Below are 26,592 nucleotides of genomic sequence, written 5' to 3'. Positions count from 1 at the left end.
TTCCTTTTGTCTCCGCTTGCGCCGGAATCAGTCGAGATTGGTCGGATTGATCTCGGCCTTGTCAAGAGCGCCGGATTCGACGCCCCAATGCTTGAGGATCTTCATGTACGTGCCATCATCCATAAGCTTCTGCAGGGCTTTCTGCACGGCTTCATCCAGCTTTTCGTTGCCTTTTTCGATGGCGATGCCCTGCTTGGCGACGCCTTCCACGTCACCGAGAGCTTCAAGGCCGTCGGTCTGCGAAATGGCATAGCCCGCAACCGGCGAATCCGCGTAGAAGGCATCGGCCTTGCCCGTGGCCACGGCGGTGGCGGCTTCGGCCTGACGCTTATAGGAGAGCACCTCGGCCTTGTTGTCGGCCTTGCATCCCTTGGCGATGTCGTTGGCGTCATCCTCCTGGGTGGTGCCGGTCTGCACGGCGATCTTCGCGCCGCACATGTCGGAGGCATCGAGCTTCTTCGGATTGCCCTTCTGCACGGCCCAGGTGGAGCCGGCACGGTAATAACTGACGAAGTCCACGGACTCCATACGTTCCTTGGTGATGGTCATGGAGGTAATGCCCAGATCGTACTTGGTTCCGATGGACGGGATGATGGTGTCGAACATGGAAGAGACGATCTTCGGTTTCAGGCCCAGCACCTGGGCGATGGCCTTGGTCATGTCCACGTCGTAGCCGACCGGGGTCTTGCCATCTTCGGCATAGAATTCAGCCGGAGCGTAGGAAAGTTCCATACCGGAGGACAGCTCACCGTCCTTGACGGTGGTGCCTTCGGTGACCAGCTTGGCCAGCTCGTCATCCTTCTGGACGCCGGAGACGTCATAGCCGGTGGTGGTGTTTGATGAACTCGCCGAGGCGCTGGAATCGGCGCTGTCGGTGGTGCCGCAGGCGGCCATGGAGAGCAGCATGGCGGCGCTCAGCGCGAGGGCCGCCATGGACTTGAATTTCACTGCCATTATCGTATTCTTCTTTCTTCTGTCTTCTCTTCTTCTACCGAACATTCATCGCTTCCCGAAGCAACGAATCCCCAGTATCCCAAATGGGTACGATAAGGCAGTAATGCTACGTGAGTATTTCCTCCCCCGCCAGAGGCGGGAATCGGAGGAATCAGCTTAGATCGGTCGGATTGATCTCGGCCTTGTCGATGGCGCCGGATTCGACGCCCCAATGCTTGAGGATCTTCATGTAGGTGCCGTCATCCATGAGCTTCTGCAGGGCGGCCTGCACGGCCTTGGCAGTGTCGGAATCGCCCTTCTTGATGGCCACGGCCTCCTTGGTCACGCCGACATCCTCGCCAAGGGCCTCCAGCGTATCCTCGGTCTGCGCGATGGCGTAGCCGGCGACCGGCGAGTCCGCATAGAACACGTCGGCCTTGCCGGTGGCCACGTTGGTGGTCACATCGGTCTGCAGCTTGTTGGACAGGATCTGGATGTCCTGCTTGCCGTCGGCCTTGCACTGCTCTTGGGCCTCGTTGACTTCCTCTTCCTGGGTGGTGCCGGTCTGCACCGCGATCTTGAGTCCGCACAGGCTGGAGGTATCCACCTTATTCGGATTGTCCTTCTTGACGACCCACGTGGAGCCGGCCTTGAACATGCTCACGAAGTCGACGGCCTCCATACGCTCCTTGGTGATGGTGAAGGAGGAGATGCCGATGTCATACTTGGACCCGACGGATGGAATGATCGAATCGAAGTTGGAGGTCTCCGGATCCGCTTCCAGGCCGAAGATGTTGGCCAACGCCTTGGCGATGTCCACATCGAAGCCGACGGGGGTCTTGCCGTCTTCGGCAAGGAATTCCGCCGGAGCGTAAGAAGTGTCCATGCCGATGGACAACTTGCCGTCCTTCGTCACCGAATCCGGCAGCATTGCGGCGATGTCGTCGTCCTTCTTCACGCCGGAGACATCGTAACCGGTGGTGCTCGAAGACGAGCTTGAGCCGCCGGAAGCGGAGGAATCCGCCTTGTCTGAAGTACCGCAGGCGGCCATCGACAGCACCATTGCGGCACTCAATGCAATCGCCGCGCACGCCTTCATGTTCCTGAATGCCATATCAAGTCCTCTCTCTAAAGACCCAGCCAAGCCGACCCAGCCAAACCGGGTCATGTCAGGCACGATAAGAGGCCATTGCTACAGCTACGTAAATCCTGCGCAAAATGTTCGAAATGTGGTCAGCGGACCTGCCTGTTGGCGTAGCGCATGGCACGCAGTGCCTCACGTTTGTCCTGCTCCTCACGCAGGGCCTGCCGCTTGTCGAATTCCTTCTTGCCCCGGGCGAGCGCGATTTCCGCCTTGACCCGTCCGTCTTTGAAGTACAGGCTCAACGGCACAATGGTGTACCCCTTGGCTTCCGATTGCCGTGCGAGCTTGGCGATCTGTTCGGCATGCAGCAGAAGCTTCCTCTTGCGCTTGGGCGCATGGTTATTCCACGTACCGTTCAGATATTCGGGAATATTCGCTCCTTCAAGCCATATCTCGCCGCGGCGATCGATGGTGATGAAGGATTCCGCCAACGATGCGCGCCCCTCACGAAGCGACTTCACTTCGGTGCCGGTCAACACCAGACCGGCCTCGTACTTGTCCTCGATGGCGTAATCGTGCCGCGCTTTCTTGTTCTGCGCAATCGGTTTCGTTCCCTGTTCCTTGACCATCCGGACCTCCTTTCCGGTTTCCCATGGTGCGATGCGATGCAACAACAGACAATATCACGAAAGCGTGCCGCCCGACGATTCGAACGGCACGCTTGGCCACAGGACATTCACCGATATGTCAGTAATGGATGTACTGATAGGCTCCCGCATTGGAGATCGTCTCCCATGCGGGGAACGTGGAGAATCCGGTGCCGCCTTCGGAGATCAGTACCGAACCATCCGCATTGACGCGTTCCACCACGGCCACATGCCCATATTGCCAATCGGCGGTCCAGTGACCTCCGACGCTCTGCCCACGGGCGAACACCATGACCGCGCCATAATGCGGGGTATTGTTCACCAGATAGCCAAGGCTGCGCGCGGTATTGGCCCACTCGGCACCGTTGCCCATATAGGATCCGACAGGAAGCCCGAGTTGGGAGCGCCGCAGGTATGCCCACAACGTGCACTGCCGTGCCGGATAGGCGGAGCCGCCGACCGTATTGCCGGTGTTATGCCCGTAGCAGTATCCGGAACCGGATGGGCAGCTGCCAGGAACGGAGTAGTCCATGCCGCTGGCACTGCCCGAATTGGTGTTGCCACCGGTATTGGTATTGGTGGATTGACCGTTGCCACCGGTGTTGGTGCCGGAATTGTTCGACGATGTGTTGCCGCTGGAATTGCCGCCGGACTGCTGCTGGTTGTTTCCTGGATTCGGCGTGGCGCTATTGCCGCTGTTGTACTGGTTGTTCCACGAATCGATCTGTGATTTCATGGCCACGATGTCCGCGGCCTCACGTGCACTCTGCGTGGTCAATTGGCTTTTCTGCGCCTCCAGCTGTTCACGCTTCGCCGCACCCTCATCGCGCAGCTGCTGCAGGGCCTCCTTCTTGGCATTGGCGTCGCTGGCGGCCTGCTGGGCGCTGGCGGCCTGTTCATCGGCCTGGGTCTTGAGCTGGGTGATTTTGTCTTCGATGGCGCTCAGACGTTCCTCACGATTCATCGATGTGTTCAGATCGTTCGCGGCATCGCTCGCCGCGTTCGTTTCGCTACGGGTCACCGCCGCTTCGGACTGCATCTTGTTCACGAATTCGTCCGTCGTGGTCGAGTTGGTCACCACGTCCAACACATCGGACACGTCGGAACCATGGAAGCTTTGACGTGCCAACTGGGCCACCGCGGCCTTGGCATCATCGTAATCGCTGCCGGTCTGCGCGATCTGCTCCTCCAAAGTCGCCTTATCCTGCTTGGCCGCCTCAAGTCGCTCCGCAGTGGCATCGGCCAGGCTCTGCGCCTGCTGAGCCGCCTGCTGAGCGGCGTCGGCGGCCTCGACGGCGGCCGGAATCTGATTGTCGTTGAGATCCGCAAGCTGCAGAATCGTATCGGCAAGATCGCTGCTTACGCCGGAAAGCTGGGCTTTCAGCTTCGCATGATCCGCAACCTTGTTCTGATATTCGGAGACGCTCACCGCACGGGCCTGCGGTGCGGGCGCCACCATGACCGCCATCCCCGTAGCGCACAGCATCGCCGAGGCCAGCAGCATGCCGGTGACGGCGTGTGCCCGTTGAACCATTTTCCTTGACATTGAAGCCTTTCCGATACCAACCGTTCTTTCGGCATTGTACAGAAGAAAGCTGGAAGTCCAAGTAATGAAACTTCCTGGGACCATGCCGGAAAAACCTTGGGAGCCGCTACGCCTTGAGGTACCTTCTCAGCGAAATGCTGGAGGCGACGACCGACAACGCGACCGCACCGAGAATCAAAGCGGGCGCGACCAACCACACCGTTTTCTGCGTAATCAACGGCATCCACTGCACGGTCTGCGACAGCCAATCGGTAATGAACACCTTCACGATGCCGCTCAACGCACCGGCCGCAAGCAACGATCCGAGGAATGAGGCGAATACGCCTTCCAGCACGAACGGCAATCGAATCGTCCAATTGGAAGCGCCGACCAATCGCATGATCTCGGTCTCGTTCTTACGCGAGGCGGCGCTCATACGAATCGTGGTGCCGGTCAGCATGATGGCCACCACTATCATCACGGCCGCAAGCACCATGGTCACCGCGGTGGCGCGGTTCAGTACGGAGAACACCGGATCGAAGATCTTGCGCTGATCCTGCACTTCCTCCACGCCGGTTCGCCCGTTGAGGATTTCGGAAACGACCTGATACTTGGTCGGATCGCTCAGTTTCAGCCGTAGGGAGGCCTGCATATCGGAGGCGGTCAACGTACGGCCCTGATAGGTACCTGTGGGGTATTGCTTGAGGAAGGTGTTCTTGTAGAAGTCCTCACGACTCACATAGGTGATCTTGGAAACGACCTTGCCTGCTTCCTGATGGATCAGGTTCTCGAGATCGACGATCTCCTGATCGGTCGGTGCCGTGCCGGCGGCACAGGATGCGGCCTGGCTGGTGCCATCCGGGCAGAGCCACACCACGACCTCCACCTTGTCGTACCACTCGCCCTTCGCCTCGGTGACCTGCACCTGCATGAGGGCCGAAGCACCGATGAACAGGAAGGAGATGAAGGTGACCAGCATCACGGAGATGATCATCGACACGTTGCGGGTCAGGCTGGTCCAGGTTTCGGAAAGAATGAAGCGCAGGCGCATCAGTCGTCCTCCTTGTGTACTTCTTCCGCCTCTTGGGCGGCATCGCCGGATGGAGCGGGCGGTGCCGGAGGATTCAGGGTCTCGTTCTCTCCCGGTGTTTCGGCTGCCGTGGCAGTCTCGGTCGTTGCGGTCACCTCGGATTCCGCAGACGTCTCGGATTTTACCGCCGTCGGCGGTGCGGGAGGCTCGCTCACGGCTTCGGCCTGCCCTTCAGACCCGTCGATATCGTCAAGCTTGAGGCCCTTGCCCCAGGTCATGGTGTCTTCCGGAGAGGCGAAGGCATCGCCATATCGTCCGGTACGTCCGGAATGCACGGAGTTGGCCAGTCGGGCGATGCCTTCGTCCCCTGCCCCGGAACTCAGCGTCTGTGTGATGGCGTCGACGGCATTCGCCGCGGTCTCGATGCGGGTCTCGCCTTCCACATCCACCTGCGAACCGGTTTCGATGGCATTGGGGGCGCGATACCGCTGGTCCTTATCGGACGTGCCCAACGCCTGATGCGATTTGGATTCGACTTCGGCGTCCGGGAAGTACAGCGCGGAATCGTACGATCCCTGCTGTTCATCGCGCACGATTTTCCCGGTATGCAGTTCGACCACGCGTTTGCGCATGGAGTTGACGATCTCTTCGTTGTGCGTGGCCATCACGATGGTGGTGCCGGTACGGTTGATGGCGTCCAGCACCTCCATGATGCCCAGCGACGTAGTCGGGTCGAGATTGCCGGTAGGCTCGTCGGCAAGCAGGATCTGCGGATGGTTCACATAGGCGCGTGCGATGGCTACACGCTGGGCCTCACCGCCGGAAAGCTCATGCGGATAGCTGTTCTCTTTACCGGTCAGACCGACCGTCTCCAGCACTTTCGGCACCAGCGACTTGATGGTGGACCGGCTTGTGCCGATCACCTCCAACGCGAAGGCGACGTTCTCCCACACCGTCTTGTTGTTCAGCAGTTTGTAATCCTGGAAGATGAAGCCGATGGTACGACGGTAGAACGGGACCTGACGTGGGGCCAGCCGTCTCAGATCGTTGCCGGCGACGCGGATCTCGCCATCCGTGGCTTCCTCTTCACGAAGCAGCAGGCTCAGCAGCGTGGTTTTGCCGGAGCCGGATGCGCCCACCAAAAAGACGAAATCGCCTCGATTGATGGAGAGGTTGATATCATCCAATGCCGGACGCGTGCCCTTCGGATAGACTTTGCTTACGTGATCGAGCGAGATCAGCGCCATCGTGGTTCCCCTTTGCGTTACGCTTCTGCCTCTTCGGCCGCGGCACGGCGCTGTTCATGACGCCAACGGATGCCGGCCTCGATGAATGCGTCGATGTCGCCGTCGAACACGGCCTGGGTCTGGGAGGTTTCGTAGCCGGTGCGCAGATCCTTGACCATCTGGTATGGGTGCAGCACGTAGGAACGCATCTGATCACCCCAGCTGGCCTTGATGTCGCCGGCGAGTTCCTTCTTCTTCTTGGCTTCCTCTTCGTGACGCAGCACCAGCAGTCGGGACTGCAGCACGGCCATGGCGGCGGCGCGGTTCTGAATCTGCGAACGCTCGTCCTGCATGGTCACGACGATGCCGGTCGGAATGTGGGTGATGCGCACCGCGGAATACGTGGTGTTCACGCCCTGGCCGCCCGGGCCGGAAGAGCAATACGTGTCGACGCGGATTTCGGAATCCGGCACGTCGATATGATCGGTGGCCTCGACCAGAGGCACCACTTCCACGGCGGCGAAGCTGGTCTGTCGGCGGCCCTGGTTGTCGAACGGGGAGATGCGCACAAGACGGTGGGTGCCGCCCTCCACACTCATACGACCGTAGGCATACGGAGCATCCACCTGGAAGGTGGCGGACTTGATGCCCGCCTCTTCCGCATAGGAGGTGTCCATGACCTTGGCCTTGTATCCGTTGCGTTCGGCCCAACGCAGATACATGCGCAGCAGCATCTGCGCGAAGTCGGCCGCGTCGACGCCGCCGGCGCCGGATCGAATCGTCACCACGGCGGAACGTTCGTCGTATTCGCCGTCGAGCAGGGTCTGGATCTCCATATCGTCCAGATCGTGCCGAATGCCTTCGATCTCGTTTTTCGCCTCTTCGAGGGTGTCGGCGTCTTCCTCCTCGCGGCCGAGCTCGACGAGAGTCTCCACATCGTCGATGCGCTGGCTCGCGGAGGAGAGACGCTTGAGTTGCGACTGCACCGCGGAGAGTTTGCTGGTAATCTTCTGGGCGTTCTCAGGGTCGTCCCACAGACCCGGCTCGGCCGCCTGCACCTCAAGCTCCTTGGCTTGGGCGGTAAGGCGATCGACGTCAAGCGCCTTGGAAATGGACTCATACTTGGCGCGTGCCTCGCCAATAGCCTGGGAATAATCAAATTCTGCCATCGTGTACACCATACATTTCTTTACGTTGATTATCTTGATCTGTCGGGGAGCCGCTTACAGCTCTCGCACAATCCTTCGGTGTTTCCGCGAGCCCGCACGCACTTCCCTTGCAGCGAAACCGCGAACCTGTTCTCGCTTGGGGGAATGCAGACCCGCTCCGGACCATGCGGGCCTAACGACGTCAAAGACCTGCGTAGATAGCAGGAATAACCACACTCAGCAACATCGCGGCGGCAATGATGATGCCCACCGCACGCACTACGGTGCGACGGCGGCGTTCACGCTGCTCACGATTGTTCTGATAGTCACTCACGTTGCCAAAGTATACGCAACACGTCGTACTTTGCTCCCCTCTTCCGATGTCACGCCCCGCCTCTTCCGATGAGGGCCCGCGCACACCGCCCCGGGCAGGGGCCATGCCCGGTGACACCCGACACATGGAATCTTGGCGCCCAACGCCATCCCCTGACGCTAATGTTGCTAACGGAACAAGCAATATTCGCATTGAAGGAGAGTCAAATGACCGATCAGCGCACTGCGTGGGGTTGGGGCCTGGCCAGCGTGGACGCCGCCGGCAACACCTTGGACGTATGGTATCCGGAGCTCAAGCTCGGCGAAGCTCCCGAAGAAGTCTCCCGCCCGAACCACGGCTTCGGCAATCTGGCCCATGAGGGCACCGATGCCCGCGGGGTGCGTCGCATTCCGGTGTTCACCATCTCCAAACTCGACGAGCCGATCGAGAACGCCGCCGACGCCTATCTGCGCCTGCATCTGCTGAGCATGCGTCTGGCCCAGCCGAACAGCCTGAACCTCGATGGCATCTTCGGCGCGCTTAACAACGTGGTGTGGACCAACTACGGTCCGTTTGCGGTCGAGGATTTCGCCTTGCGCAGACTCGACGTGATGAACGTTGCCAACCAGGCCGCCCCGGGCCTGCCGAAGGCCGATGTGAACGTACTGTCCATCGACAAGTTCCCCCGCATGGTCGACTATGTCGTGCCGACCGGCGTACGCATCGGAGATGCCGACCGCGTGCGTCTGGGCGCTCACCTGTCCGAGGGCACCACCGTCATGCATGCCGGTTTCGTGAACTTCAACGCAGGCACCCTCGGCGTCTCCATGGTCGAAGGCCGCGTGTCTCAGGGTGTTGTGGTCGGCAATGGTTCCGATATCGGCGGCGGCGCCTCCATCATGGGCACCCTGTCGGGCGGCGGCAAGCTGAAGAATTCCATCGGCGAGCACTCCCTGCTCGGCGCGAACGCCGGCATCGGCATCTCCCTGGGCGACAACTGCGTGGTCGAAGCCGGTTTGTACGTGACCGCCGGCACGAAGGTCACCATCTACGACAAGGCCAAGGTCGCCGCAGGAGAGCCGCTCGAGACCGTCAAGGGCGCGGATCTGTCCGGCAAGGACAACATCCTGTTCATCCGCAACTCGGTGTCCGGCCGCATTGAGGCCCGGTATCGCAAGACCGGCATCGAACTCAACGAGAAGCTTCACAACAATTGAAAATAACGCTTATCACCGTCGGCAAGGTCAAGGAGAAGTATCTTCGAGACGCCATCGCGGAATATTCGAAACGGCTGGGCCGGTATTGCAAGCTCGACATCGTGGAGGTGGCGGATGAGAAGACGCCGGAGCACGCGGGCGAGGGCTTGGAACGCCAGATCAAGGCGAAGGAAGGCGAACGCATCGCCAGGTATATCCGTGACGATGCGTTCGTCATCGCCTTGGCCATCGAAGGCAAGCAGCTCACCAGTGAGGAGCTGGCCGCCAAAATCGACGGCCTCGGATTGCATGGCACCAGTCACATCCAGCTCATCATCGGCGGCTCGCTTGGCCTCGACCCGTCGATTCTCCAACGTGCCGACTATCTGCTGAGCTTTTCCAGAATGACCTTCCCGCACCAGCTAATGCGCGTCATCCTGTTGGAACAGATTTACCGCGCCTACAAAATCAACGCCGGCGAGCCCTACCACAAGTAGTCTTGGCGCGATTCCGGTGGTCAGCGCTTGTCCATCGGGGTGTAGTCACGCTTGGTGTAGCCGGTGTAGACCTGACGAGGACGGCCGATCTTGGTGTTCGGATCGGCAAGCATCTCGCGATATTGCGCGATCCAGCCCGGAATGCGGCCCAACGCGAACAGCGTGGTGAACATGGATGGATCGAAGCCGATCGCACGGTAGATCAGACCGGTGTAGAAGTCGACGTTCGGGTACAGGTGACGGGTGATGAAGTATTCGTCGTTCAGCGCGATCTCTTCCAGCTCGGTGGCCACGTCGAACAGTGCGCGTTCATCGGCCGGCAGCTTCAGGGTATCGGCACGCTCCATGATCTTCTGCAGATACGTCTTGGCGATGGCCGCGCGCGGATCGTACGACTTGTACACACGATGGCCGAGGCCGGAGATGCGCTGACCATTGGCCTTGGCATCCTCCACGAATTCCTTGACGGACTTGCCGGAATCGCGGATGGCCTTGAGCTGGCGAAGCACGGCCTCGTTCGCACCGCCGTGCAATGGGCCCGACAGCGCATTGATGCCGGCCGCGACGGCGGAATACAGATTGGCGTGTGCGGAACCGGCGATGCGTACCACCGAGGTGGAGCAGTTCTGCTCATGGTCGGCATGGATGATGAGCAGTCGGCCAAGCGCGTGCACATACAGCGGATCGGAGTCGAACGGCTCGTACGGAACGGCGAAGCACATGCGCAGGAAGTCATCGACATAGCCGCGTGAATAATCCGGGTATAGCATCGGCTCGTCACGGCGACGGCGGAAGATGTAGCTCACGATGGTACGGGCCTTCGCCATGATGATGGTCGCCGCCTCGTCGAGCTGGTCGGAGTCGGTGATGTCGGTGGTGTCCGGATAGAAGGTGGCAAGCGCATTGATGGCGGATGCCATTACGCTCATAGGATGCGCGGTGCGCGGGAAGGAGCCCATGAACGTGCGGAAGTCCTCCCCTACCATCGTACGGTGGTTGATGTCGGAGATGAATCGGTCGTACTGTTCCTGGTTGGGTAACTCACCGTGGCGCAGCAGCCAGGCGACTTCAAGGAAATCGGATTTTTCGCACAGCTGCTCGATGGGATAGCCTCGATATCGCAGAATCGAGTTCTTGCCGTCGATGTAGGTGATTTTCGATTCGCACTGCGCAGTGGTCAGGAAGCCCGGATCGAGCGTGACCCAGCCATCGTTGCGCAACGTGGATACCACGATGCCGTCCGCGCCTGCCGTGGCCTCGACCACCGGCAGGGTGAAGTCCTTTGATTCCACACTCAGATGGGCTGTGGCCATACTCGCACGCTCCTTAACCGTTCAAAGTAGTGTTCACTATATGGCATGCTTGTTTCGCGACAAACCTACGTCTCAAAAATAGCCGCCGCATATGCAAAACCTCCCTCTTCGCCAGAGGGAGGTTTTGCATTGCGAATCGACTAGTCGCGAACGGTGAGGATCACCGGACCGTTTTCGGTGATGGCGATGGTGTGCTCGCTGTGCGCGCCACGTGAACCATCCTCGCTCCTCAGGGTCCAACCGTCCTTCGGATCCTGATAGATTTCATCGGTGGTCTTGAGGAACCATGGCTCGATGGCGATGACCAGACCCGGACGCAGCTTGTAGCCGTGATGCGCACGACCGTCGTTCGGCACATGGGGGTCTCCATGCATGATGTGCCCCACGCCATGACCGCCGAACTCCAGATTGATCGGATAGCCATACTCACGGGCCACGTCGCCGACGGTGCTGGAGATGTCGCCAAGACGGTTGCCCGGCTGCGCGGCGGCGATACCGGCCTCAAGCGCCTCTTCGGTGCACTTGATCAGGCGCAGGTCCTCCGGATCCTTGTGGTCGCCGACCACGAAGCTGATGGCGGAATCACCCACCCAGCCGTCCACGTTGATGGCGAGATCCAAGCTGATGAGGTCGCCATCCTTCAGGTTGTAGTCGAACGGCACGCCATGCAGCACGGCGTCGTTCACGGAAGTGCAGATGTAGTGGGCGAACGGACCGGTGCCGAAATCCGGGGCATAGTCCACGTAGCAGGACGTGGCGCCTTTGCGGTCGACGATGCGCTTATGCACGAATTCGTCGATTTCAAGCAGGTTGGTGCCGACTTTGGTGAATTCCTTCAGGTCGCGCAGGATTCCGCCGACAAAACGACCGGCCGGCTTCATCGCTTCGATCTCTTTTGGAGTTTTCAGTTCAATCATGCTTCCAACCCTACTTCGCACGCCCTACAGCGGCGACGTTACCCGCGACGGGGCTTGCCGAAGGTGAAGGCACGGACGATGGCGACGACGCCAAGCACGATCAGGGCGCAGCCGCCGAAGAGGATGAGCCATGCGGTGGAACTCACCGGGGAGAACAGCACGATGAAACCGGCCACGATCGACAACAGCGCATAGACCACGGCCCATCCGGAGCTTGGCATACGCCAGGATTCGACGAGCGCCATCACGCCTTCCATCATCCAGCCGAGACCGACCACCATGGTGATGAGCACGGCGAGCGTGGCACCAGACAGCGCGGCGTTCTTCAGTACGATCACGCCACCGACGGTCAGCAGCACGCCGATGAGGATGTCCAGCACGCGCCACCCTCCCGGCAGGCCGAGTTCCACGACCGCGGTGACGATACGAATCACGCCGGAGACCACGAAATAGGCACCCAACGCGATGGCTGCCACCTTCAAGGTGGCACCGGGCCAGATCAGCAGGGCCAGGCCAAGGATGAGGGCGACGACGCCGAGTACGCCGTAGACGCCGCGAATGGCGTTCTTCGCCTGCTGCGGCAGCCATTCCTCCACCAGCTTGAACGGGCTCACCGGCTGCCAGGAGCCATCCTGCCCCTGATTGCCGCCGGCCATATAAGGATTTCCATAAGGATTGAAATAGCGCGGCGTCTGCGCCTCGTCGCGATTCCGGTCGTAGTGGCTCCGGTCGTAGGCGCCATATTCCGGCTGCTCCTGCGGATCATGCATATTCGGATCGGTCATGGTCGTTCCTTCCTTTACGTTCCGCCACTATCTTAGACAGCTTGTCTAATTCTAACCATCAACACTATTCGACAAGCTGTCTATTTTGCCGTCGGCTGATATCGGGGGTTCGGCCAAGCCGGAGCACCGGCATGCATAACAACGTTTTGTCACCAAATATGGATAGTGTGAAGCCATGAGTACCACTTTGACTTCCGGCATCGATCCGGCATCGTTCTCCGCTGTGACCGCTCCGGCACAAGATCTGTTCCGCTATGTCAACGGCCCGTGGATCGACATGTACCGCCTCCCCGACGACCGCTCCCGTTACGGCTCCTTCGACAAGCTTGCCGAGGACGCCGAAAACCAGATTCACGACATCCTCGAAGACGATGACTGTCCGGCCGTCAAGTCACGCACGCTGTTCAGGAGCTTCCTCGACGTGAACGCCATCGATGCCTCCGGACTCACCGCCATCGCCGACCAACTCAACGCCATCGACGAAGCCACCGACAAGGCCGGGCTGGTGCGCGCATTGGGCGCAATGAACCCGATTGGCGGACCGGACCTATTCGGCATCGCCGTCTATGGCAATCCCGGCGCCCCGGAGACCAACATCATCCACATCGAACAGGCCGGTCTCGGATTGCCGGATGAGGCCTACTATCGCGAGGATCATTACGCACCGATCCGCGAAGCCTACGTCAAGATGGTGGCCAAGCAGCTCACCAACGCCAAACTCGTCGAAGCCGACGATGAGGCCGAATCCCAAGCCAGACGCCTCCTTGAAGTCGAGGCGACAATCGCCTCGTACCACTGGGACAATGTCGCCACCCGTGATTCGCAGAAGACCTATAACCCCACCGGTCATGCCGAGCTGAGCACCATGCTTGCCGACTATGGCCTGGATGCCTGGATCGAGTCCTGGCAGGAGGCGTACAACACCACCACCGCGGCCGCGACGCAGCCGATTGATTTCGCAGGATGCTTCTCCCGCACAATCGTGCATGAACCGAGCTTCGTCAAAGGCCTCAACGCCTTCTGGGCCGCCGCCGATCTGGATGACCTCAAACTGTGGGCCCGCGTCCATGTGATCATCGGATCCACGTTGGAACTGCCGCATGAGTTCGACGACACCAACTTCGACTTCTACGGCAAGGTGCTTTCCGGCCAGAAGCAGCAGCGCGACCGTTGGAAACGCGGTGTTTCGCTCGTCAACAGCGTCTGCGGCGAAGACATCGGCCGTGAGTATGTGAAACGTCACTTCCCCGAATCCTCCAAGCGGCGCATGGAACAGCTGGTCGCCAACCTCATCGACGCCTACCGCGTCTCCATCTCCAACTCCGCCTGGCTGGGCGAGCAGACCAAGGCCAAGGCGTTGGAGAAGCTTTCCAAGTTCGTGCCGAAGATCGGCTACACGAACCATTGGCGCGACTACACCGCACTGGACGTTCGCGAGGAAGCAGGATTCGCCGAGAACATGCACGCGGCCAACCTGTATGAGACGGGCTACCAACTGGCCAAGGTCGGCAAGGCGGTTGATAAGGACGAATGGCTGATGAACCCGCAGACGGTGAACGCCTACTACGAGCCAACCATGAACGTGATCGTATTCCCTGCCGCCATTCTGCAGCCGCCGTTCTTCAACCCGGATGCCGAGGACGCCGCGAATTACGGCGGCATCGGCGCGGTGATCGGTCACGAGATCGGCCATGGCTTCGACGATCAGGGTTCGCAGTATGACGGCGACGGCAAGCTCAACGACTGGTGGACCGAAGAGGACAAGGCCAACTTCGAGGCATTGACGCGCAAACTCATCGGCCAGTACAACGAGTTCGTGCCGACACAGCTCGCCGAGAAGTACTCCGATGACCCGTCCCAAGCCCCGCATGTCAACGGCGCACTGACCATCGGTGAGAATATCGGCGATCTGAGCGGCGTGAACATCGCACTGAAAGCCTACGCATTCGCTCTTGATGACGCTGCCGGCCGCGAAAAGGACGGTTCCGAGGAGGCCATTGAGTCCTCTCTGGCCGGAGCGCCTGAAATCGACGGCTTCACCGGCTTGCAACGTTTCTTCCTGAGCTATGCCTCCATCTGGCGCACCAAGAACCGCGACGAACTGGCCGAGCAGTATCTGCAGATCGATCCGCACTCCCCCGCCGAGTGTCGCACGAACGGCATCGCACGCAACGTGGACCTGTTCTACAAGGCTTTCGACGTGACTGCGGACAACGGCATGTGGCTTGCCCCCGAACAGCGCGTGCGCATCTGGTAGACGAACAGGCCGCTAAAACTCCTGGCCGCCGAATTCCCCTTCTTCCTTGACGGATTCGGCGGCCTTCGCATATTCATCCGGCTGCACGTCAGTCGCCGGCCATCCCGAAGAATCGCCCGGTGCGTCAGCGCCGACCTCCGCCGATTGTAGTTCAGGTTCATCGTGAGGCAATACCTCCACCGGTTGCGAAACCGCCGTACCGGTCGCACCCTGTGGATTCGTGTACGGATCGACGCCGATCTGCACTCCGGCATTGGATCGAGCCGCCGGCGTCTGCGTCGCCGACTCGGCATTGGCCGCATTGGGTTTGGCGAATCGACGCAATGCGGTGACCCCATAATTGAGATCATGCCCCGCATTGCTGGCTTCAAGCACCGTGCGGGACCGCAATTCCCCGTTTTCGCCATTCCACGTCTCCGTGGCAAGCACACCGGTCACTATGACCGGCTCGCCCTTTTTGAATGATTGACAGATGTTTTCCGACAACGTCCGATACGCTTTCACCGTAATCCATGTGGTCGGCAGGTCACGCCATTGCTGCGCACGATTGTCGAAATAGTGGCGGGTGCTGGCCAGACGGAACGAGCTTGCATGAGGCATGCCCTCCCTGTTGAATGGCACCGGATTTGCGCCGACATATCCGGTGATGGTGAGTAAGCCTTGTTGCTGTGCCATGATCGGCCCTTTCTGCCAACGGATGTGGGCCGCGGAAAGTACCGAATCGGTACGGAAGCACATACGGTCAGGTAAAGGGGTATGAGAGAGAGGAGCGCCGTACGACTTCCCGCATCCTTGCGTTTCCGCGGTGATTCCACTATCGCCGATGATGACGGGCCGACGCAACGCCGAATGGGGAATGTGGATAACTGAAAGACCTCCGGGCGAGTCGTGGACAATGGGTGGACAAGACACCCACTATCCACACTCATCCACAATCGGTTGTGTATGGACTGTGCTTCGATCTCCCCACACAAACAATGCCCGTCATGATGAACGGACGCAACAAGGCCTCGAATCCCCAATATCGTAGAATCCTCGGCTTCGCTGCGCCCGTTCGGAAAACAACAGGTGGCGCTTGCCGCTATTGGAGCAGAGCTGCGACGCGGTCGGCAATCACCTGCGCCGCATCGGCGACCGGCACCGCCTCGGCGTTCTCGCCATTGCGATCGCGCACTTCAATGGTGCCATTGTTCACGGTGTCGCGGCCGGCAACGGCGATCAGCGGTACGCCGATCAGCTCGGCATCCTTGAACTTCACACCCGGTGAGACCTTCTTACGGTCATCGAAAATGACCTCGATGCCCTTGGCCTCGAGTTCGGCGATCAGCTGTTCCGCGGCTTCGAACGCTGCCGCATCCTTGCCGGTAGCGACCACATGCACCTGGGCCGGGGCGATGACGGCCGGCCAAGCCAGACCCTTGTCGTCATGGTGGGTTTCGGCGATGCAGGCCATCACACGGGACACACCGATGCCATAGGAACCCATCCACACCGGAACGGTCTTGCCGTTCTGGTCGAGCACCTTCAAACCAAGGGCGTTGGAGTATTTCAGGCCCAGCTGGAACACCTGTCCGATTTCCACGCCACGCTCGAAGCTCAACGGGCCGGAACCGTCCGGGCTCATATCGCCGTGACGCACCTCAACGGCCTCGACGGTGCCATCGGCCTCAAAGTCACGCCCGTAGACAAGGTCATAATAGTCAACCTCATGTTCGTCGGCGCCGGTGAACCACGCGGAACCGCGGGCGATATGCGCATCCACGAAGTATCGCAGCGCTTCGCCGGTCTCTTCGGCGGCTTCGGCCTTCTTGCCATCACGGGCCTGCGGACCGAGCGCCATCGGGCCGATATAGCCCTTGACAAGTTCCGGATGCTTCTTCAGATCCTCTTCGGTGGCCTCTTCGATTTCGGCCGGGGTGAACTGAGCCTCGAGACGCTTCATATCGACCGAACGATCGCCGGGCACGCCTACGACCACGAGTTCGCGCCACGGTTCGTCATGGTTGTCGTCCTGCGGATGCATGACGGCGATTACCACGTTCTTCAGAATGTCGGAGGCCTGCCACGCACGACCATCGGAACGCGGATGGTTGGCATTGGCGAATTCGACCATCTTGTCGATGGTGGCGGCATCCGGGGTCGGACGCTTCTCGGCGGCCGGGGTGTCGGTGCAATCGATGGCTTCCGGCTCCGGAGTGGTCAACGCCTCGACGTTCCAAGCCTTGCCGGACGGAGACTGCGCGAAAGTGTCCTCGCCGATCTCCATCGGAGCCAGGAATTCCTCTGATTCGAAGCCACCCATCGGACCGGCCATGGCATGCACCGGCACATACTTCAGGTCAAGGCGGTCGAAGATGCGTTCGTAGGCACCGCGTTCGTCCATATAGGCCTTGACGAGGCCTTCCTTGTCAAGGGTGAAGGAGTAGGCATCCTTCATAATGAATTCGCGGCCTCGGATCAGACCGGCACGCGGGCGGAATTCGTCGCGGTACTTGGTCTGGATCTGGTAGAGGGTCACCGGCAGGTCCTTGTACGAGGAATACAGGTCCTTGACCAGCAGGGTGAACATTTCCTCATGGGTCGGCGCCAGCAGATAGTCGGCTTCATGACGGTCCTTCAATCGGAAGATGTTGTCGCCGTATTCTTCCCAACGGTGGGTGGCCTCATACGGCTCGCGCGGCAGCAGGCCGGAGAAATGAACCTCCTGGGCGTCGATGGAGGCCATCTCCTCACGGATGATGTTCTCGATCTTGTTCAGAACGGTCAGGCCCAGCGGCAGCCAGGTCCAGATGCCCGGGGCGGCCTTGCGCAGGTAGCAGGCGCGCTGCAGGAGCTTGTCCGACACGACGTCGGCATCGGCAGGGTCCTCGCGCAGGGTACGCAGGAACATGGTAGACATACGAAGTGCTTTGGTCATACGCCCCAAGTTACTCAGGCAAGGCGACGTAACTGCTACGAACACTCGGAAAACATCTTATTTATAGAGTTATAAATAAGTCATGTGGCCTGTATATAATCTCAGGAAACTGACGATTGAGCGGCGCACGTTGAGAGAGGACGGCATGTCATGCGTCACATTACCGCGCACATTTCGATTTGGAACAAACTCGGCTGGATCGGCATCATCTGCTATTTCGTATTCGCCGCAGCCGCACCGGAAGTACTGTCGGAAGGCAATACATGGGTGGGTCTGAGCATGGCCCTGCTGTGCGTGGTGTTGATTTCACTGCCATGGAAGAAACTGTTCAATGTCCTTGCGCTGGTCGGCATGATGGCATGGCTCGTCGTCACACGTGCGATTCCCGGGTTCACGTTCCTGCAGCACAATCCCATCTGGCTGCTGATCGGCTTGGCCTGCGTGATCGTCAGCTGCTGGGATCCGGATCCGGAAGACGTCGAGACGGAAGTCGAGCTCGACCCCGATCTCGCCCGCTCATTGCAGGCGATGGGCTGACCAAGGGCCACAAAGCGAATCAGAACAGGGCATCCTGGGCGAACTCGTCGTCCGCATCGCTCGACGGCAACGGCATGAAGGCAGAGGCGCCATATCTGGCAAGCGCATCGCTGGCATTCGCCGAACCAAGCCTGAGCTCGCCGTCAAGCCGCACCGCATCCGGCGAGACCAGGAACATACGCTCGTTCACGCCCGCCAGATATAACCCCTCAAGATTCTCCACCCGCGACAACGCCACATACCCCATGCCGGGCGCGAAAGTGCGCCGCAGATCCATGACCGCACGGTCGAGCGTCATCCCCTGCGACTTGTGGATCGTAATGGCCCACGCGCAGCGCAACGGCACCTGATTCACGCAGGCGAGCACGGTATCACCGTCCTGCATCTGCCAACAGTTCGGCTTCATGGTCACGATATTGCCGTTCTCGAACTCGACGATCGGCCAGCCGCCTTTGGCATCAGAGGCAAACCCACGCACCGTGCCCAAGGAGCCGTTCACAAACTGACGGTCGGTATCGTTACGCACCGCCATCACGGCAGCTCCGGTCTTGAGCAACAGATGTTCCGGCGCGAGCATGTTCCTTTTGAGCCGTTCCACCAGATTTGCCGGGCCGGAGGATTCGGCGACATACTCGTGCGGTTCCTCCCTGATCGCGAACAGACGCATGTCGTTGAGTGAATCGGCCTGTCTGTTGACCGGAAACAGATTCACGGCCCGTTGATTCGGCTCTGGCATACGGCCCAGCCGGGTCAACAGAAGATCACGATCCTCATCGCTGACGCAACCCTCCCGGATGTCGGTGAGTACGCCAAGCAGTTTGCCGTCATCTTGACGATGCTGCTCGGTCAGGTAGCAGACAACAGGGCTCAACTCCTGCCATACCAACGATTCGGTGACGAATCCCTCAGGATTGAGCCCGGCACGCGCATAACGTTCACGAGATGCCGCGAATTCCGGACTGGGCACGATCAGGTCATGATCGCGCCCGGAAACGGACACCGGCGGCAACTGGAAGAAGTCTCCGGAAAGCACCACCTGCAGTCCGCCAAACGGCCGCGAATCCTTGCGAATGATACGGCACACCTGATCGACCATGTCGAACAGCCACGCATGCAACATGGAAACCTCGTCGATGATGAGGATGTCGGCCGCCTGCAGCTTGCGCTTGCGTCGCATGCGAATGGTGGTGACGAGTTTATCGGACAGCGCGTTGGCAAGACCTATGCCACTCCATGAATGGATGGTAACTCCATTGATATGCGTGGCCGCGATGCCGGTCGACGCGGTGACCGACACGGAGGCGCCATCCGCACGCGCCTGACGTATGAATTCGTTAAGCACGTAGGTCTTACCGGCACCGGGCGCACCGGTCAGAAAGACGTTCGCGCCGGTGCCCAGAATCGCAAGAGCCTCTTCCTGCCGCATATCGCACCGCCTTCCCCTCCGTCATGTGACCGCCCGCACTCGGCTACGACCGAATCGCATGGCCGTCACCGGGCAATCGCGCCTCCGCGCGCAATCATCCGTCAGTCAATCAGCCTATCAACAACCTTGAGCACACCACGACTGGCGTTCGACGGCGCAAGATAACGTGCGGCCGCCCGCAGGTCCGGATGGCCATTGGACATGGCGAACGACCAGTCACCCGCCTCAAGCATCAGCAGGTCGTTAAGATAATCGCCGAACACCGCCGTCTGTGCGGGAGTGACGCCCAACGCGCGCTGCAACGCCTCGACGCCCTGCTTCTTGTCGGTGGCCGGATTCATGATGTCCACCCAATGCTGCCCGGAGACGACCACCTGGTAATCGTTCCTTACATGAGCGAGCTTGTTGTTCGTCATCTGCTCGGAACTGCCGAAATCGAGAATCGCGAGCTTCAGGATGATTTCTTCGCCCGGAACGTAATCGTCCGGTTCGACGGCGAAATCCAGCACCTTGCGCAGGTCATCGACGATCTTCAACGCCGCGTAATACTTGCCGACCTCGTCAAGGAACGGCGTATCGGTACGCTGCACGTATGCGGTGTTGAGACCGCAGATCACCAGACCCATATCGTATTCGCCGGCGGACACGGAGGCGTTCACCATGTCGATGGTGCGACGCGTGATGCCCAGATCGACGCCATGTACTTCGACGACCTTGCCGTCCACCGCCACGACATTGCCGTTCTCCGCGATATAGGAAAGCTCTCCCCCGTCCAGCACTTCGGACGCCTTCGAAGCGAACATGTTGCGCAGCGTGGCGTACTGGCGGCCGGAAGCCGGCACGAATTCGACGCCGCGCGCACGCAGTCTGGCGAGCATGTCCCAGAAGCCTTCGGGAATCCGGCCATGTTCGTCCAACAAGGTGCCGTCCATATCGGCGACCACGAGTCGGATATCCTGCGGCTGGTCGATGGTGGTCCAGTCGGCTACGCTCATAAGGGTCCTTTCCTGCATTGCCTTCGATTGTCGGGGAAACATCACGGACGGCATGGACCGCCGTCGTTCCATGCGCCCGAATCGATCAGTTCTCGCCGATCAGACTGGTGGCCTTGATATCGTCGGCGATGGCCTTGGCCTCGGCCTCATCCGGTCCCGGCGTCGGCGCCATGAACGCCTTGCGGTAGTAACGCAGTTCATCCAGGGACTCAATGATGTCGGCGAGCGCGCGGTGACCGCCGTTCTTCGGAGGACGGTTGAGGTAGACGGCCGGATACCAGCGACGGGCAAGTTCCTTGAACGTGCTTACGTCGATGGTGCGGTAATGCAGGTGCTCCATGAGTTCCGGCATGTAGTGGTCGAGGAACTTCTTGTCGGAGCCGATGGTGTTGCCGGCCAGCAATGGCTTGACGCCGTCCGGCGTGAATCGCTTGACGTATTCGACGACCTTGGCTTGCGCCTCGTCGAGAGAAAGGCCGTGTTCCCACTCCTTGATCAGGCCGGAGCGGGTATGCATGTTGCGCACGAAGTCGTTCATATGATCCACGGCCTTCTGGCTGGGCTTGATCACGAAATCGACGCCCTCGTCAAGCACGTTCAGATCGAAGTCGGTCGGCACTACGGACACTTCGACGAGTTCGTCGCCGCCGAAGATATCCAAGCCGGTCATCTCGCAGTCGATCCAGATCAGACGCGAGCCTTCAGCGGTGTATGTTTCGCCGTCATGCGCATCTACCATTGTTGCCTCGTTTCATATGTTTGCGGCCGCGCCCGCTGCGTGGAGCCGAACATATGAAGATACCGCAGGGTAGGGAGATTCTTCCCCGCCCTGCGGTATGCGGTGCGCTCCGGTTCGTTGTTCAGCGCACGCGTTTGATGCCCAGCACGCTGATGGCGGCGATGGCGGTCATGCCGATGGCCACCGGGAACACCACCGTATAGGAGCCGAGCACGCTCACCAGCGTGGAGGTGATGGCCACGCCGATGGCCTGCCCCGCACAGGTGGCGATGTTCATGAAGCCGAGATCCTTGCCGGCGGTTTCCTTGTTCGGCAGTACATCGACGTTCAGCGCTTGGTCGACGGACAGGTACATGCCATAGCCGAAGCTGGCGATGCCGCCGAAGAGGAACATGCCCTGTTGCGTCGGGAAAATCCACGGCATGGCCAAACCGATGGCGAAGAACGTGCATGCCACGATGATCGGCGCCTTGCGGCGGTTCAGAGCGTCCGCAATCGGTCCTGCCACCAGGGACGCGATGATGGACACGATCATGGTGATCACGGAAATGACCTGGATGGAAGCCGCCGCCGACAGCTTGTCCTGGCCGATGTAATCCTGCAGGATGTACAGCTGATAGCTGAACACCATCTGGTAGGCGACGATCAGGCAGGTGCGGCAAATGAACGCACGGTAGAAGTCGGCGCAATTCTTCAGCGGCGGGGTAAGCGACGCCGCCACGACCTTCCACAGCGGCTCGTCGGTGTTCTTCGGCATGTTTTCACTGGAAGGCTCGCGTGGAGCGATCACCACGGACAGTACGCCCGCGGCCAGCGCACACATGCCTGCGCAGATGAAGCCGAGTTCCATATGTTCGATCAGCGAGGAGCCGACCAACGTACCGATGCCCTGGCCGATCACACCGCCCGCACCGATTGCGGCGGACACGGTGGCACGCGATGTCGGAGCCACCTGATCGGAGATACGGGCGTAAATCGGGGCTTGCACCATGTTCAGACCAATCAACGCCAGCACGTAGACGAGGCCGATGATCACGGCACTGATCGGACGGCTCAACGCCCAGAAGCAGACGCCGTAGATGAACGCGCCGCAGAAGATCCATGGCGTGCGCCTGCCCCAACGGGTTGCGGTGCGGTCGGATAGCGCGCCGATGAACAGTGCGATGAAGATGGAAGCGATTGAGCCGACCGCGTTGATGGTGCCAAGCACCGCAGTGGAGTTGGCGATGCCGATGTCACGCAGGCGCTGTGGCACCAGCACCGACATCGTCATGTAGAAGGCCGCACCGGACAGCACCGAGAAGGCAAGAAAGCCTCCGGTGAAACGCCACTTGGCACTATCCGCCGATCCTTCCTCCGTTACGACCGGCACGGTGGATGCGACCGTAGTGATTTTCGACATAATTATCCCCTTTACGCGATGTTTGCGATTAGTCGGCCAATTTCAGCCAGGCGCTGGTATCTTGCGGCAGCCTGCCGTCATCGGTGAGCGGTCCGGAGGTCAGCAGCACATCGCCCTGCGGCAGTGCGACCGGTTCTTCGCCGAAGTTGGTGATGGAGGCCCATCCATTGGCACGCTTGTAGGCGATGGTGCCGCCGGGGAATCCATTGGCACCGTCATGCGCTTTGCCCGGTCGGTCTTCCGGCAGCCATTCGACGCTCAGGTCGGTGGTCTGCATGTCATGGCGCAATGCCAGCACGCGGCGGTACAGGTTCAGCATGGAATCAGGATCGGCGGATTCCACGTCGACCGCAAAATCCTTGTACCATGCCGGCTGCGGGAGATGCGGTTCGGCAGTGGCGCCGGCCGGGGAGAATCCGAAGGAACCTTCGTGACCGAATTCATCGTCTGGATCATCCAGTTTCGGCGCGTCCGCGGCGACCCACGGCAACGGCACACGGCAGCCGTCACGGCCCTTGGTGCTGGCGGAACGGGACGTACGCCATGCGGACGGATCTTCCAGTTCATCCCACGGAATGTCGGCCACCTCGAACAAGCCGAGCTCTTCGCCCTGATACACGTAGGCGGAACCGGGCAACGCCATCTCCATCATGATCGCGGCGCGGGCGCGTTTGGTGCCGAGCTCGCGATTCTCTTCGAACGTGGTGCCGTCGCGCAGCAGCCAATCAAGCGCCAGACGATGATATTCGCCGGTCGGCACCTGCGGCAGGGCGTAACGGGTGGCATGACGGATCACATCATGGTTGCTCATCACCCACGTAGCGGTGGAGCCGGAACGTTCCGCGCTCTCCAACCCCTCCTCGATGGCCAGGTGCATGTCGTCGCGGATCCAGTCCTTCTTGGCGAATTCGAAGTTGAAGATCTGGCCAAGATCGTCCGGCGAGGCATACAGATGCTGTCGGCTCGGACGCACCCAGGCCTCGGCCACGGCGAACGCCGGAGGATTGTACTCGTTGAACACCTTGCGCCACTCGTGATAGATGTCATGTACTTCGTCACGATCGATTACCGGATGAGAACCGTCCTCCGGCTGGTCGTTGGTGCACCAGACCACATAGTCATCGAGGTCATCGCGGTCAAGATCCTTGGCCAAGCCGTGCGCCACGTCCACGCGGAAGCCATCGGCGCCGTGATCGAGCCAGAAGCGCAAGGTCCTGAGAAAATCGTCGCGCACCTCACGATTGTTCCAGTTCCAGTCGGGCTGTTCTTTGGTGAACATATGCAGATACCACTGGCCGTCGGGCACGCGGGTCCATGCCGGGCCGCCGAAATGGTTCTCCCAGTTGGTCGGTGGCTGATCGCCATTCGGACCCTTGCCGTCGCGGAAGATATAGCGGTCACGCTCCGGCGATCCCGGTTCGGCTGCGAGGGCGGCCTTGAACCATTCGTGCAGATTGGAGCTGTGATTCGGCACGATGTCGACCACGACCTTGATGTCTCGTGCGTGTGCGGCCTTGGCGAGTTCGTCGAAATCATCCATGGTTCCGAGCTTCGGGTCGACGTTGCGGTAATCGTCCACGTCGTAGCCACCGTCGGCCAGCTGGGACGGATAGAACGGACTGAGCCAGATGGCGTCGACGCCAAGGTCCTTCAGATAGTCGATCTTTTCGGTCACACCGGCGATCTGGCCGAGTCCCTCGCCACGGGAGTCCTTGAAGGAACGCGGGTAGACCTGATAGACCACGGCCTGCTTCCACCACAGTGCGGGATCGGTGACTTCAGTCATTTTTTCCTCCTATCATGCAAGCGTTTGTACACCTTTTAACGGCAATCAATGTCACCCATCATTGCTAGGCAGCATTGATTTTCCTTGCAATTATTTGACTATTCTTCGCAACCACATTGTTGTTTGTGCATTGGTTGACTAATCTCATAATAGCGCTTGCGCAAATTTTTGCAAGTCATAATCCCAGCCATCTTCAAAGTATGCCAGAAAAGGCAATAATTACAGTGTTTGCAGTCATGCAAGCGTTTTTACAAAATGGGCGTGTCGTGATATGGTAGGGTGACGAACGAAGCAAATATGAATCGCAAAACCCGACTTAAGGAGAACCGAACGTGACTCGCACCACCATCGCAGACGTGGCCAAGGCGGCCGGAGTATCCGTCTCCACCGTATCCCGAGCACTGCGTGGACTGGACAGAGTCAACCCCGAAACCAGAGAACGTGTCGAAAAAGAGGCCAACCGTCTCCACTTCTCCTTCTCGAAAAGCGCATCATCCCTGGCATCCGGCAAAACCATGCGTATCGCGGTGCTGTTGCCGAGCGAAATCAGCAGCTGGTTCAACTCCCACGCCTTCGAAGGCATCTACGAGGTGATGTCAAAGGCCGACTACGACGTCGTTCCCTACATCGTGTGGACGCAGGAAGATCTGGATCGTTTCTTCCAGAATCTGCCAGGCAATCGCAATGTCGACGCAATCATCGAAGCATCCTTCGACTTCGACGAGGCAAAGAAGCGGGTACTCGGCGAACTGACCATCCCTGTGGTCGGCATGAACGCCCCCAGCACGCACGGACTCGACGCCGGAGTCGCAATCGATGACGCGGCGGCCATGAGCGCAATCGTACGCTTCCTCAAGTCACTGGGACACAAGACGCTCGCCTACATCGGGCAACCCGTCAACGCCTCACCGTTCATCTGCTCGGACATCGTGCGCGAAAAAGGGTTTCTGGACGCCGCCAAGGAATGCGGCTACGGCGATGATGACATTATCATCGTGCCATCGTTGACCCATATGGACGTGCAAAACGAACAGGACATCTATTCCGGCATCGTCGCACAACTGCTCAGCGCACCAAAACAGCCGACCGGCATCTGCGTATCCGTCGACGCGGCGGCCGTTCCCCTTCTCAAGGAACTGCGCCGCATGGGATGGCGTGTGCCTCAGGATGTATCCGTAGTCGGATTCGATGACGATCCAAGCGCCTCGATTGTGGACATGACCACCATGCACCAGAATCCTACGGAAATCGGACGCATTGCGGCACGTAAGACACTCGCGTTGCTGGCAGGCGAAACCTTGGAGGAACCGTTCTCCGTCATATCCACTTCCCTTGTGCTACGAAGCACCACGGAACGCGTGCATTGATTGCCCCAACTTCCCCAAATCCTGCCGTCGCGGGCCGTGTCCTGCAAGAACCGTCCCGCTGACCAACAGGCGCCCTACCTCCGGGGGTGCAACCTGCGAGAACTGTCCCATTGCCCGACGGCCACAGCCCCGAACATGGCCATCAGAGGCAGCGCCCCGCGAGAACCGGCCCATTATCCGACGGCTACGTCCCCAACCCCCTGCTGTCATAGGCCATGTCCCGCGAGAGCCGACCCGTTGCTCGACGGTTGCGCCCCCAAACCCTGCCGTTGCGGGCCATGTCCTGCGAGAACCGGCTCGCTGCCCGACGGCTACGTCCCCGAACCCGCCGTTGCAGGCCGCCACCTGCGAGAACCGGCCCATTGCCCAACAGTCACGTCCCATAATTGCCCACGTTGGCCCATGGACCAATACCATGACGCGACAATGGGAGAAGTTATCCACATCGGAAAAGGTTGGATTTTCAAGGTTCTTCAGCTTCCGACACGCCAATAGGCCATTCTCCGACCACAGGACGAAAAAACATCATCCGCACAAACCAAATGATTTATC

At 59.9% G+C, this 26,592-nt stretch carries 23 protein-coding genes; 5 read left to right on the top strand and 18 right to left on the bottom strand.

Going from position 1 to position 26,592, the window contains the following annotated elements; all coding sequences use genetic code 11:
* Positions 1-27: 27 nt before the first annotated feature.
* The 8 genes from BBDE_RS03145 to BBDE_RS11630 form a co-directional block, all read right to left on the bottom strand.
* Positions 28-954, bottom strand: coding sequence for an ABC transporter substrate-binding protein (locus BBDE_RS03145; protein WP_012901961.1), 927 nt, complete (start codon positions 952-954; stop codon positions 28-30).
* A gap of 151 nt (positions 955-1,105) precedes the next feature.
* The gene (locus BBDE_RS03140) at positions 1,106-2,047 is read right to left on the bottom strand and encodes an ABC transporter substrate-binding protein (RefSeq protein WP_033489564.1); all 942 of its coding nucleotides are present in this window, start codon (positions 2,045-2,047) and stop codon (positions 1,106-1,108) included.
* Between the two features lie 119 nt (positions 2,048-2,166).
* Positions 2,167-2,646, bottom strand: a complete 480-nt coding sequence (gene smpB / locus BBDE_RS03135; protein ID WP_003837008.1) for an SsrA-binding protein SmpB — start codon at positions 2,644-2,646, stop codon at positions 2,167-2,169.
* Between the two features lie 118 nt (positions 2,647-2,764).
* Complete coding sequence (locus tag BBDE_RS03130; RefSeq protein ID WP_003837010.1) at positions 2,765-4,198, bottom strand: CHAP domain-containing protein; 1,434 nt, start codon at positions 4,196-4,198, stop codon at positions 2,765-2,767.
* Positions 4,199-4,316: 118 nt separating this feature from the next.
* Positions 4,317-5,240, bottom strand: a complete 924-nt coding sequence (gene ftsX / locus BBDE_RS03125; RefSeq protein ID WP_003837012.1) for a permease-like cell division protein FtsX — start codon at positions 5,238-5,240, stop codon at positions 4,317-4,319.
* Positions 5,240-6,466: a cell division ATP-binding protein FtsE gene (gene ftsE, locus BBDE_RS03120; protein WP_003837013.1), complete on the bottom strand. Its 1,227-nt coding sequence runs from the start codon at positions 6,464-6,466 to the stop codon at positions 5,240-5,242. Before ftsE ends, ftsX begins: the two co-directional genes overlap by 1 nt.
* Positions 6,467-6,483: 17 nt before the next feature.
* Positions 6,484-7,614, bottom strand: coding sequence for a peptide chain release factor 2 (prfB, locus tag BBDE_RS03115; protein WP_033489589.1), 1,131 nt, complete (start codon positions 7,612-7,614; stop codon positions 6,484-6,486).
* A 181-nt stretch (positions 7,615-7,795) separates the two neighbouring features.
* Complete coding sequence (locus BBDE_RS11630) at positions 7,796-7,927, bottom strand: hypothetical protein (RefSeq protein WP_003837018.1); 132 nt, start codon at positions 7,925-7,927, stop codon at positions 7,796-7,798.
* Positions 7,928-8,133: 206 nt separating this feature from the next.
* On the opposite strand from BBDE_RS11630, the gene dapD reads away from it, so the two are divergent.
* Both dapD and rlmH read left to right on the top strand, forming a co-directional pair.
* The gene (gene dapD, locus BBDE_RS03110; RefSeq protein ID WP_003844859.1) at positions 8,134-9,123 is read left to right on the top strand and encodes a 2,3,4,5-tetrahydropyridine-2,6-dicarboxylate N-succinyltransferase; all 990 of its coding nucleotides are present in this window, start codon (positions 8,134-8,136) and stop codon (positions 9,121-9,123) included.
* Positions 9,120-9,599 carry a 23S rRNA (pseudouridine(1915)-N(3))-methyltransferase RlmH gene (rlmH, locus tag BBDE_RS03105; protein ID WP_003837023.1) on the top strand — a complete coding sequence of 160 codons (480 nt, stop codon included), beginning with the start codon at positions 9,120-9,122 and terminating at the stop codon, positions 9,597-9,599. Before dapD ends, rlmH begins: the two co-directional genes overlap by 4 nt.
* A 20-nt stretch (positions 9,600-9,619) precedes the next feature.
* On the opposite strand, the gene BBDE_RS03100 is transcribed toward rlmH, so the two are convergent.
* The 3 genes from BBDE_RS03100 to BBDE_RS03090 all read right to left on the bottom strand — a co-directional run bounded on the left by BBDE_RS03100 (position 9,620) and on the right by BBDE_RS03090 (position 12,614).
* Entirely contained in the window at positions 9,620-10,912 is a 1,293-nt protein-coding gene (locus BBDE_RS03100) for a citrate synthase (protein WP_003837026.1), read from the bottom strand.
* Between the two features lie 140 nt (positions 10,913-11,052).
* A complete protein-coding gene (gene map, locus BBDE_RS03095; RefSeq protein WP_003837028.1) occupies positions 11,053-11,829 on the bottom strand; it encodes a type I methionyl aminopeptidase in 777 nt (258 codons plus the stop codon).
* A 38-nt stretch (positions 11,830-11,867) separates the two neighbouring features.
* Positions 11,868-12,614: an HdeD family acid-resistance protein gene (locus BBDE_RS03090; RefSeq protein WP_012901957.1), complete on the bottom strand. Its 747-nt coding sequence runs from the start codon at positions 12,612-12,614 to the stop codon at positions 11,868-11,870.
* Between the two features lie 175 nt (positions 12,615-12,789).
* On the opposite strand from BBDE_RS03090, the gene BBDE_RS03085 reads away from it, so the two are divergent.
* Complete coding sequence (locus BBDE_RS03085) at positions 12,790-14,871, top strand: M13 family metallopeptidase (protein WP_003837031.1); 2,082 nt, start codon at positions 12,790-12,792, stop codon at positions 14,869-14,871.
* Between the two features lie 12 nt (positions 14,872-14,883).
* Here the strand turns inward: BBDE_RS03085 and BBDE_RS03080 are convergent, their stop codons facing one another.
* Positions 14,884-15,546 (bottom strand): single-stranded DNA-binding protein, encoded by a 663-nt coding sequence (locus BBDE_RS03080; RefSeq protein WP_228369744.1) that lies wholly within the window; start codon positions 15,544-15,546, stop codon positions 14,884-14,886.
* A gap of 406 nt (positions 15,547-15,952) precedes the next feature.
* The gene (locus tag BBDE_RS03075) at positions 15,953-17,788 is read right to left on the bottom strand and encodes a proline--tRNA ligase (protein WP_003837037.1); all 1,836 of its coding nucleotides are present in this window, start codon (positions 17,786-17,788) and stop codon (positions 15,953-15,955) included.
* 150 nt (positions 17,789-17,938) lie between these two features.
* On the opposite strand from BBDE_RS03075, the gene BBDE_RS03070 reads away from it, so the two are divergent.
* Positions 17,939-18,325, top strand: coding sequence for a hypothetical protein (locus BBDE_RS03070; RefSeq protein WP_003837038.1), 387 nt, complete (start codon positions 17,939-17,941; stop codon positions 18,323-18,325).
* A 19-nt stretch (positions 18,326-18,344) separates the two neighbouring features.
* Here the strand turns inward: BBDE_RS03070 and BBDE_RS03065 are convergent, their stop codons facing one another.
* From BBDE_RS03065 to BBDE_RS03045, 5 genes are all read right to left on the bottom strand, one after another.
* Complete coding sequence (locus BBDE_RS03065) at positions 18,345-19,751, bottom strand: PIF1 family DEAD/DEAH box helicase (protein WP_003837039.1); 1,407 nt, start codon at positions 19,749-19,751, stop codon at positions 18,345-18,347.
* Positions 19,752-19,852: 101 nt separating this feature from the next.
* Entirely contained in the window at positions 19,853-20,746 is an 894-nt protein-coding gene (locus BBDE_RS03060) for a Cof-type HAD-IIB family hydrolase (RefSeq protein ID WP_012901954.1), read from the bottom strand.
* 85 nt (positions 20,747-20,831) lie between these two features.
* Complete coding sequence (gene orn, locus BBDE_RS03055; RefSeq protein ID WP_003837043.1) at positions 20,832-21,485, bottom strand: oligoribonuclease; 654 nt, start codon at positions 21,483-21,485, stop codon at positions 20,832-20,834.
* Between the two features lie 121 nt (positions 21,486-21,606).
* The gene (locus tag BBDE_RS03050; RefSeq protein WP_003837044.1) at positions 21,607-22,887 is read right to left on the bottom strand and encodes an MFS transporter; all 1,281 of its coding nucleotides are present in this window, start codon (positions 22,885-22,887) and stop codon (positions 21,607-21,609) included.
* A 28-nt stretch (positions 22,888-22,915) separates the two neighbouring features.
* The gene (locus BBDE_RS03045) at positions 22,916-24,673 is read right to left on the bottom strand and encodes a glycoside hydrolase family 13 protein (RefSeq protein ID WP_003837045.1); all 1,758 of its coding nucleotides are present in this window, start codon (positions 24,671-24,673) and stop codon (positions 22,916-22,918) included.
* A 332-nt stretch (positions 24,674-25,005) separates the two neighbouring features.
* On the opposite strand from BBDE_RS03045, the gene BBDE_RS03040 reads away from it, so the two are divergent.
* Positions 25,006-26,040: a LacI family DNA-binding transcriptional regulator gene (locus BBDE_RS03040; protein ID WP_033489567.1), complete on the top strand. Its 1,035-nt coding sequence runs from the start codon at positions 25,006-25,008 to the stop codon at positions 26,038-26,040.
* Positions 26,041-26,592: the final 552 nt, after the last annotated feature.

This window comes from Bifidobacterium dentium JCM 1195 = DSM 20436 (assembly GCF_001042595.1).
GTDB lineage: Bacteria > Actinomycetota > Actinomycetes > Actinomycetales > Bifidobacteriaceae > Bifidobacterium > Bifidobacterium dentium.
The sequence above is the reverse complement of the archived record's forward strand: the minus strand, read 5'-3'. Positions and strand labels throughout refer to the sequence as shown.

Bases quoted from the DNA above. Each gene is read 5' to 3' on its own strand.
- BBDE_RS03145 (WP_012901961.1), bottom strand. From the start codon at position 954: ATGGCAGTGAAATTCAAGTCCATGGCGGCCCTCGCGCTGAGCGCCGCC.
- BBDE_RS03140 (WP_033489564.1), bottom strand. From the start codon at position 2,047: ATGGCATTCAGGAACATGAAGGCGTGCGCGGCGATTGCATTGAGTGCC.
- smpB (WP_003837008.1), bottom strand. From the start codon at position 2,646: ATGGTCAAGGAACAGGGAACGAAACCGATTGCGCAGAACAAGAAAGCG.
- BBDE_RS03130 (WP_003837010.1), bottom strand. From the start codon at position 4,198: ATGGTTCAACGGGCACACGCCGTCACCGGCATGCTGCTGGCCTCGGCG.
- ftsX (WP_003837012.1), bottom strand. From the start codon at position 5,240: ATGCGCCTGCGCTTCATTCTTTCCGAAACCTGGACCAGCCTGACCCGC.
- ftsE (WP_003837013.1), bottom strand. From the start codon at position 6,466: ATGGCGCTGATCTCGCTCGATCACGTAAGCAAAGTCTATCCGAAGGGC.
- prfB (WP_033489589.1), bottom strand. From the start codon at position 7,614: ATGGCAGAATTTGATTATTCCCAGGCTATTGGCGAGGCACGCGCCAAG.
- dapD (WP_003844859.1), top strand. From the start codon at position 8,134: ATGACCGATCAGCGCACTGCGTGGGGTTGGGGCCTGGCCAGCGTGGAC.
- BBDE_RS03100 (WP_003837026.1), bottom strand. From the start codon at position 10,912: ATGGCCACAGCCCATCTGAGTGTGGAATCAAAGGACTTCACCCTGCCG.
- map (WP_003837028.1), bottom strand. From the start codon at position 11,829: ATGATTGAACTGAAAACTCCAAAAGAGATCGAAGCGATGAAGCCGGCC.
- BBDE_RS03090 (WP_012901957.1), bottom strand. From the start codon at position 12,614: ATGACCGATCCGAATATGCATGATCCGCAGGAGCAGCCGGAATATGGC.
- BBDE_RS03085 (WP_003837031.1), top strand. From the start codon at position 12,790: ATGAGTACCACTTTGACTTCCGGCATCGATCCGGCATCGTTCTCCGCT.
- BBDE_RS03080 (WP_228369744.1), bottom strand. From the start codon at position 15,546: ATGGCACAGCAACAAGGCTTACTCACCATCACCGGATATGTCGGCGCA.
- BBDE_RS03075 (WP_003837037.1), bottom strand. From the start codon at position 17,788: ATGACCAAAGCACTTCGTATGTCTACCATGTTCCTGCGTACCCTGCGC.
- BBDE_RS03070 (WP_003837038.1), top strand. From the start codon at position 17,939: ATGCGTCACATTACCGCGCACATTTCGATTTGGAACAAACTCGGCTGG.
- BBDE_RS03065 (WP_003837039.1), bottom strand. From the start codon at position 19,751: ATGCGGCAGGAAGAGGCTCTTGCGATTCTGGGCACCGGCGCGAACGTC.
- BBDE_RS03060 (WP_012901954.1), bottom strand. From the start codon at position 20,746: ATGAGCGTAGCCGACTGGACCACCATCGACCAGCCGCAGGATATCCGA.
- orn (WP_003837043.1), bottom strand. From the start codon at position 21,485: ATGGTAGATGCGCATGACGGCGAAACATACACCGCTGAAGGCTCGCGT.
- BBDE_RS03050 (WP_003837044.1), bottom strand. From the start codon at position 22,887: ATGTCGAAAATCACTACGGTCGCATCCACCGTGCCGGTCGTAACGGAG.
- BBDE_RS03045 (WP_003837045.1), bottom strand. From the start codon at position 24,673: ATGACTGAAGTCACCGATCCCGCACTGTGGTGGAAGCAGGCCGTGGTC.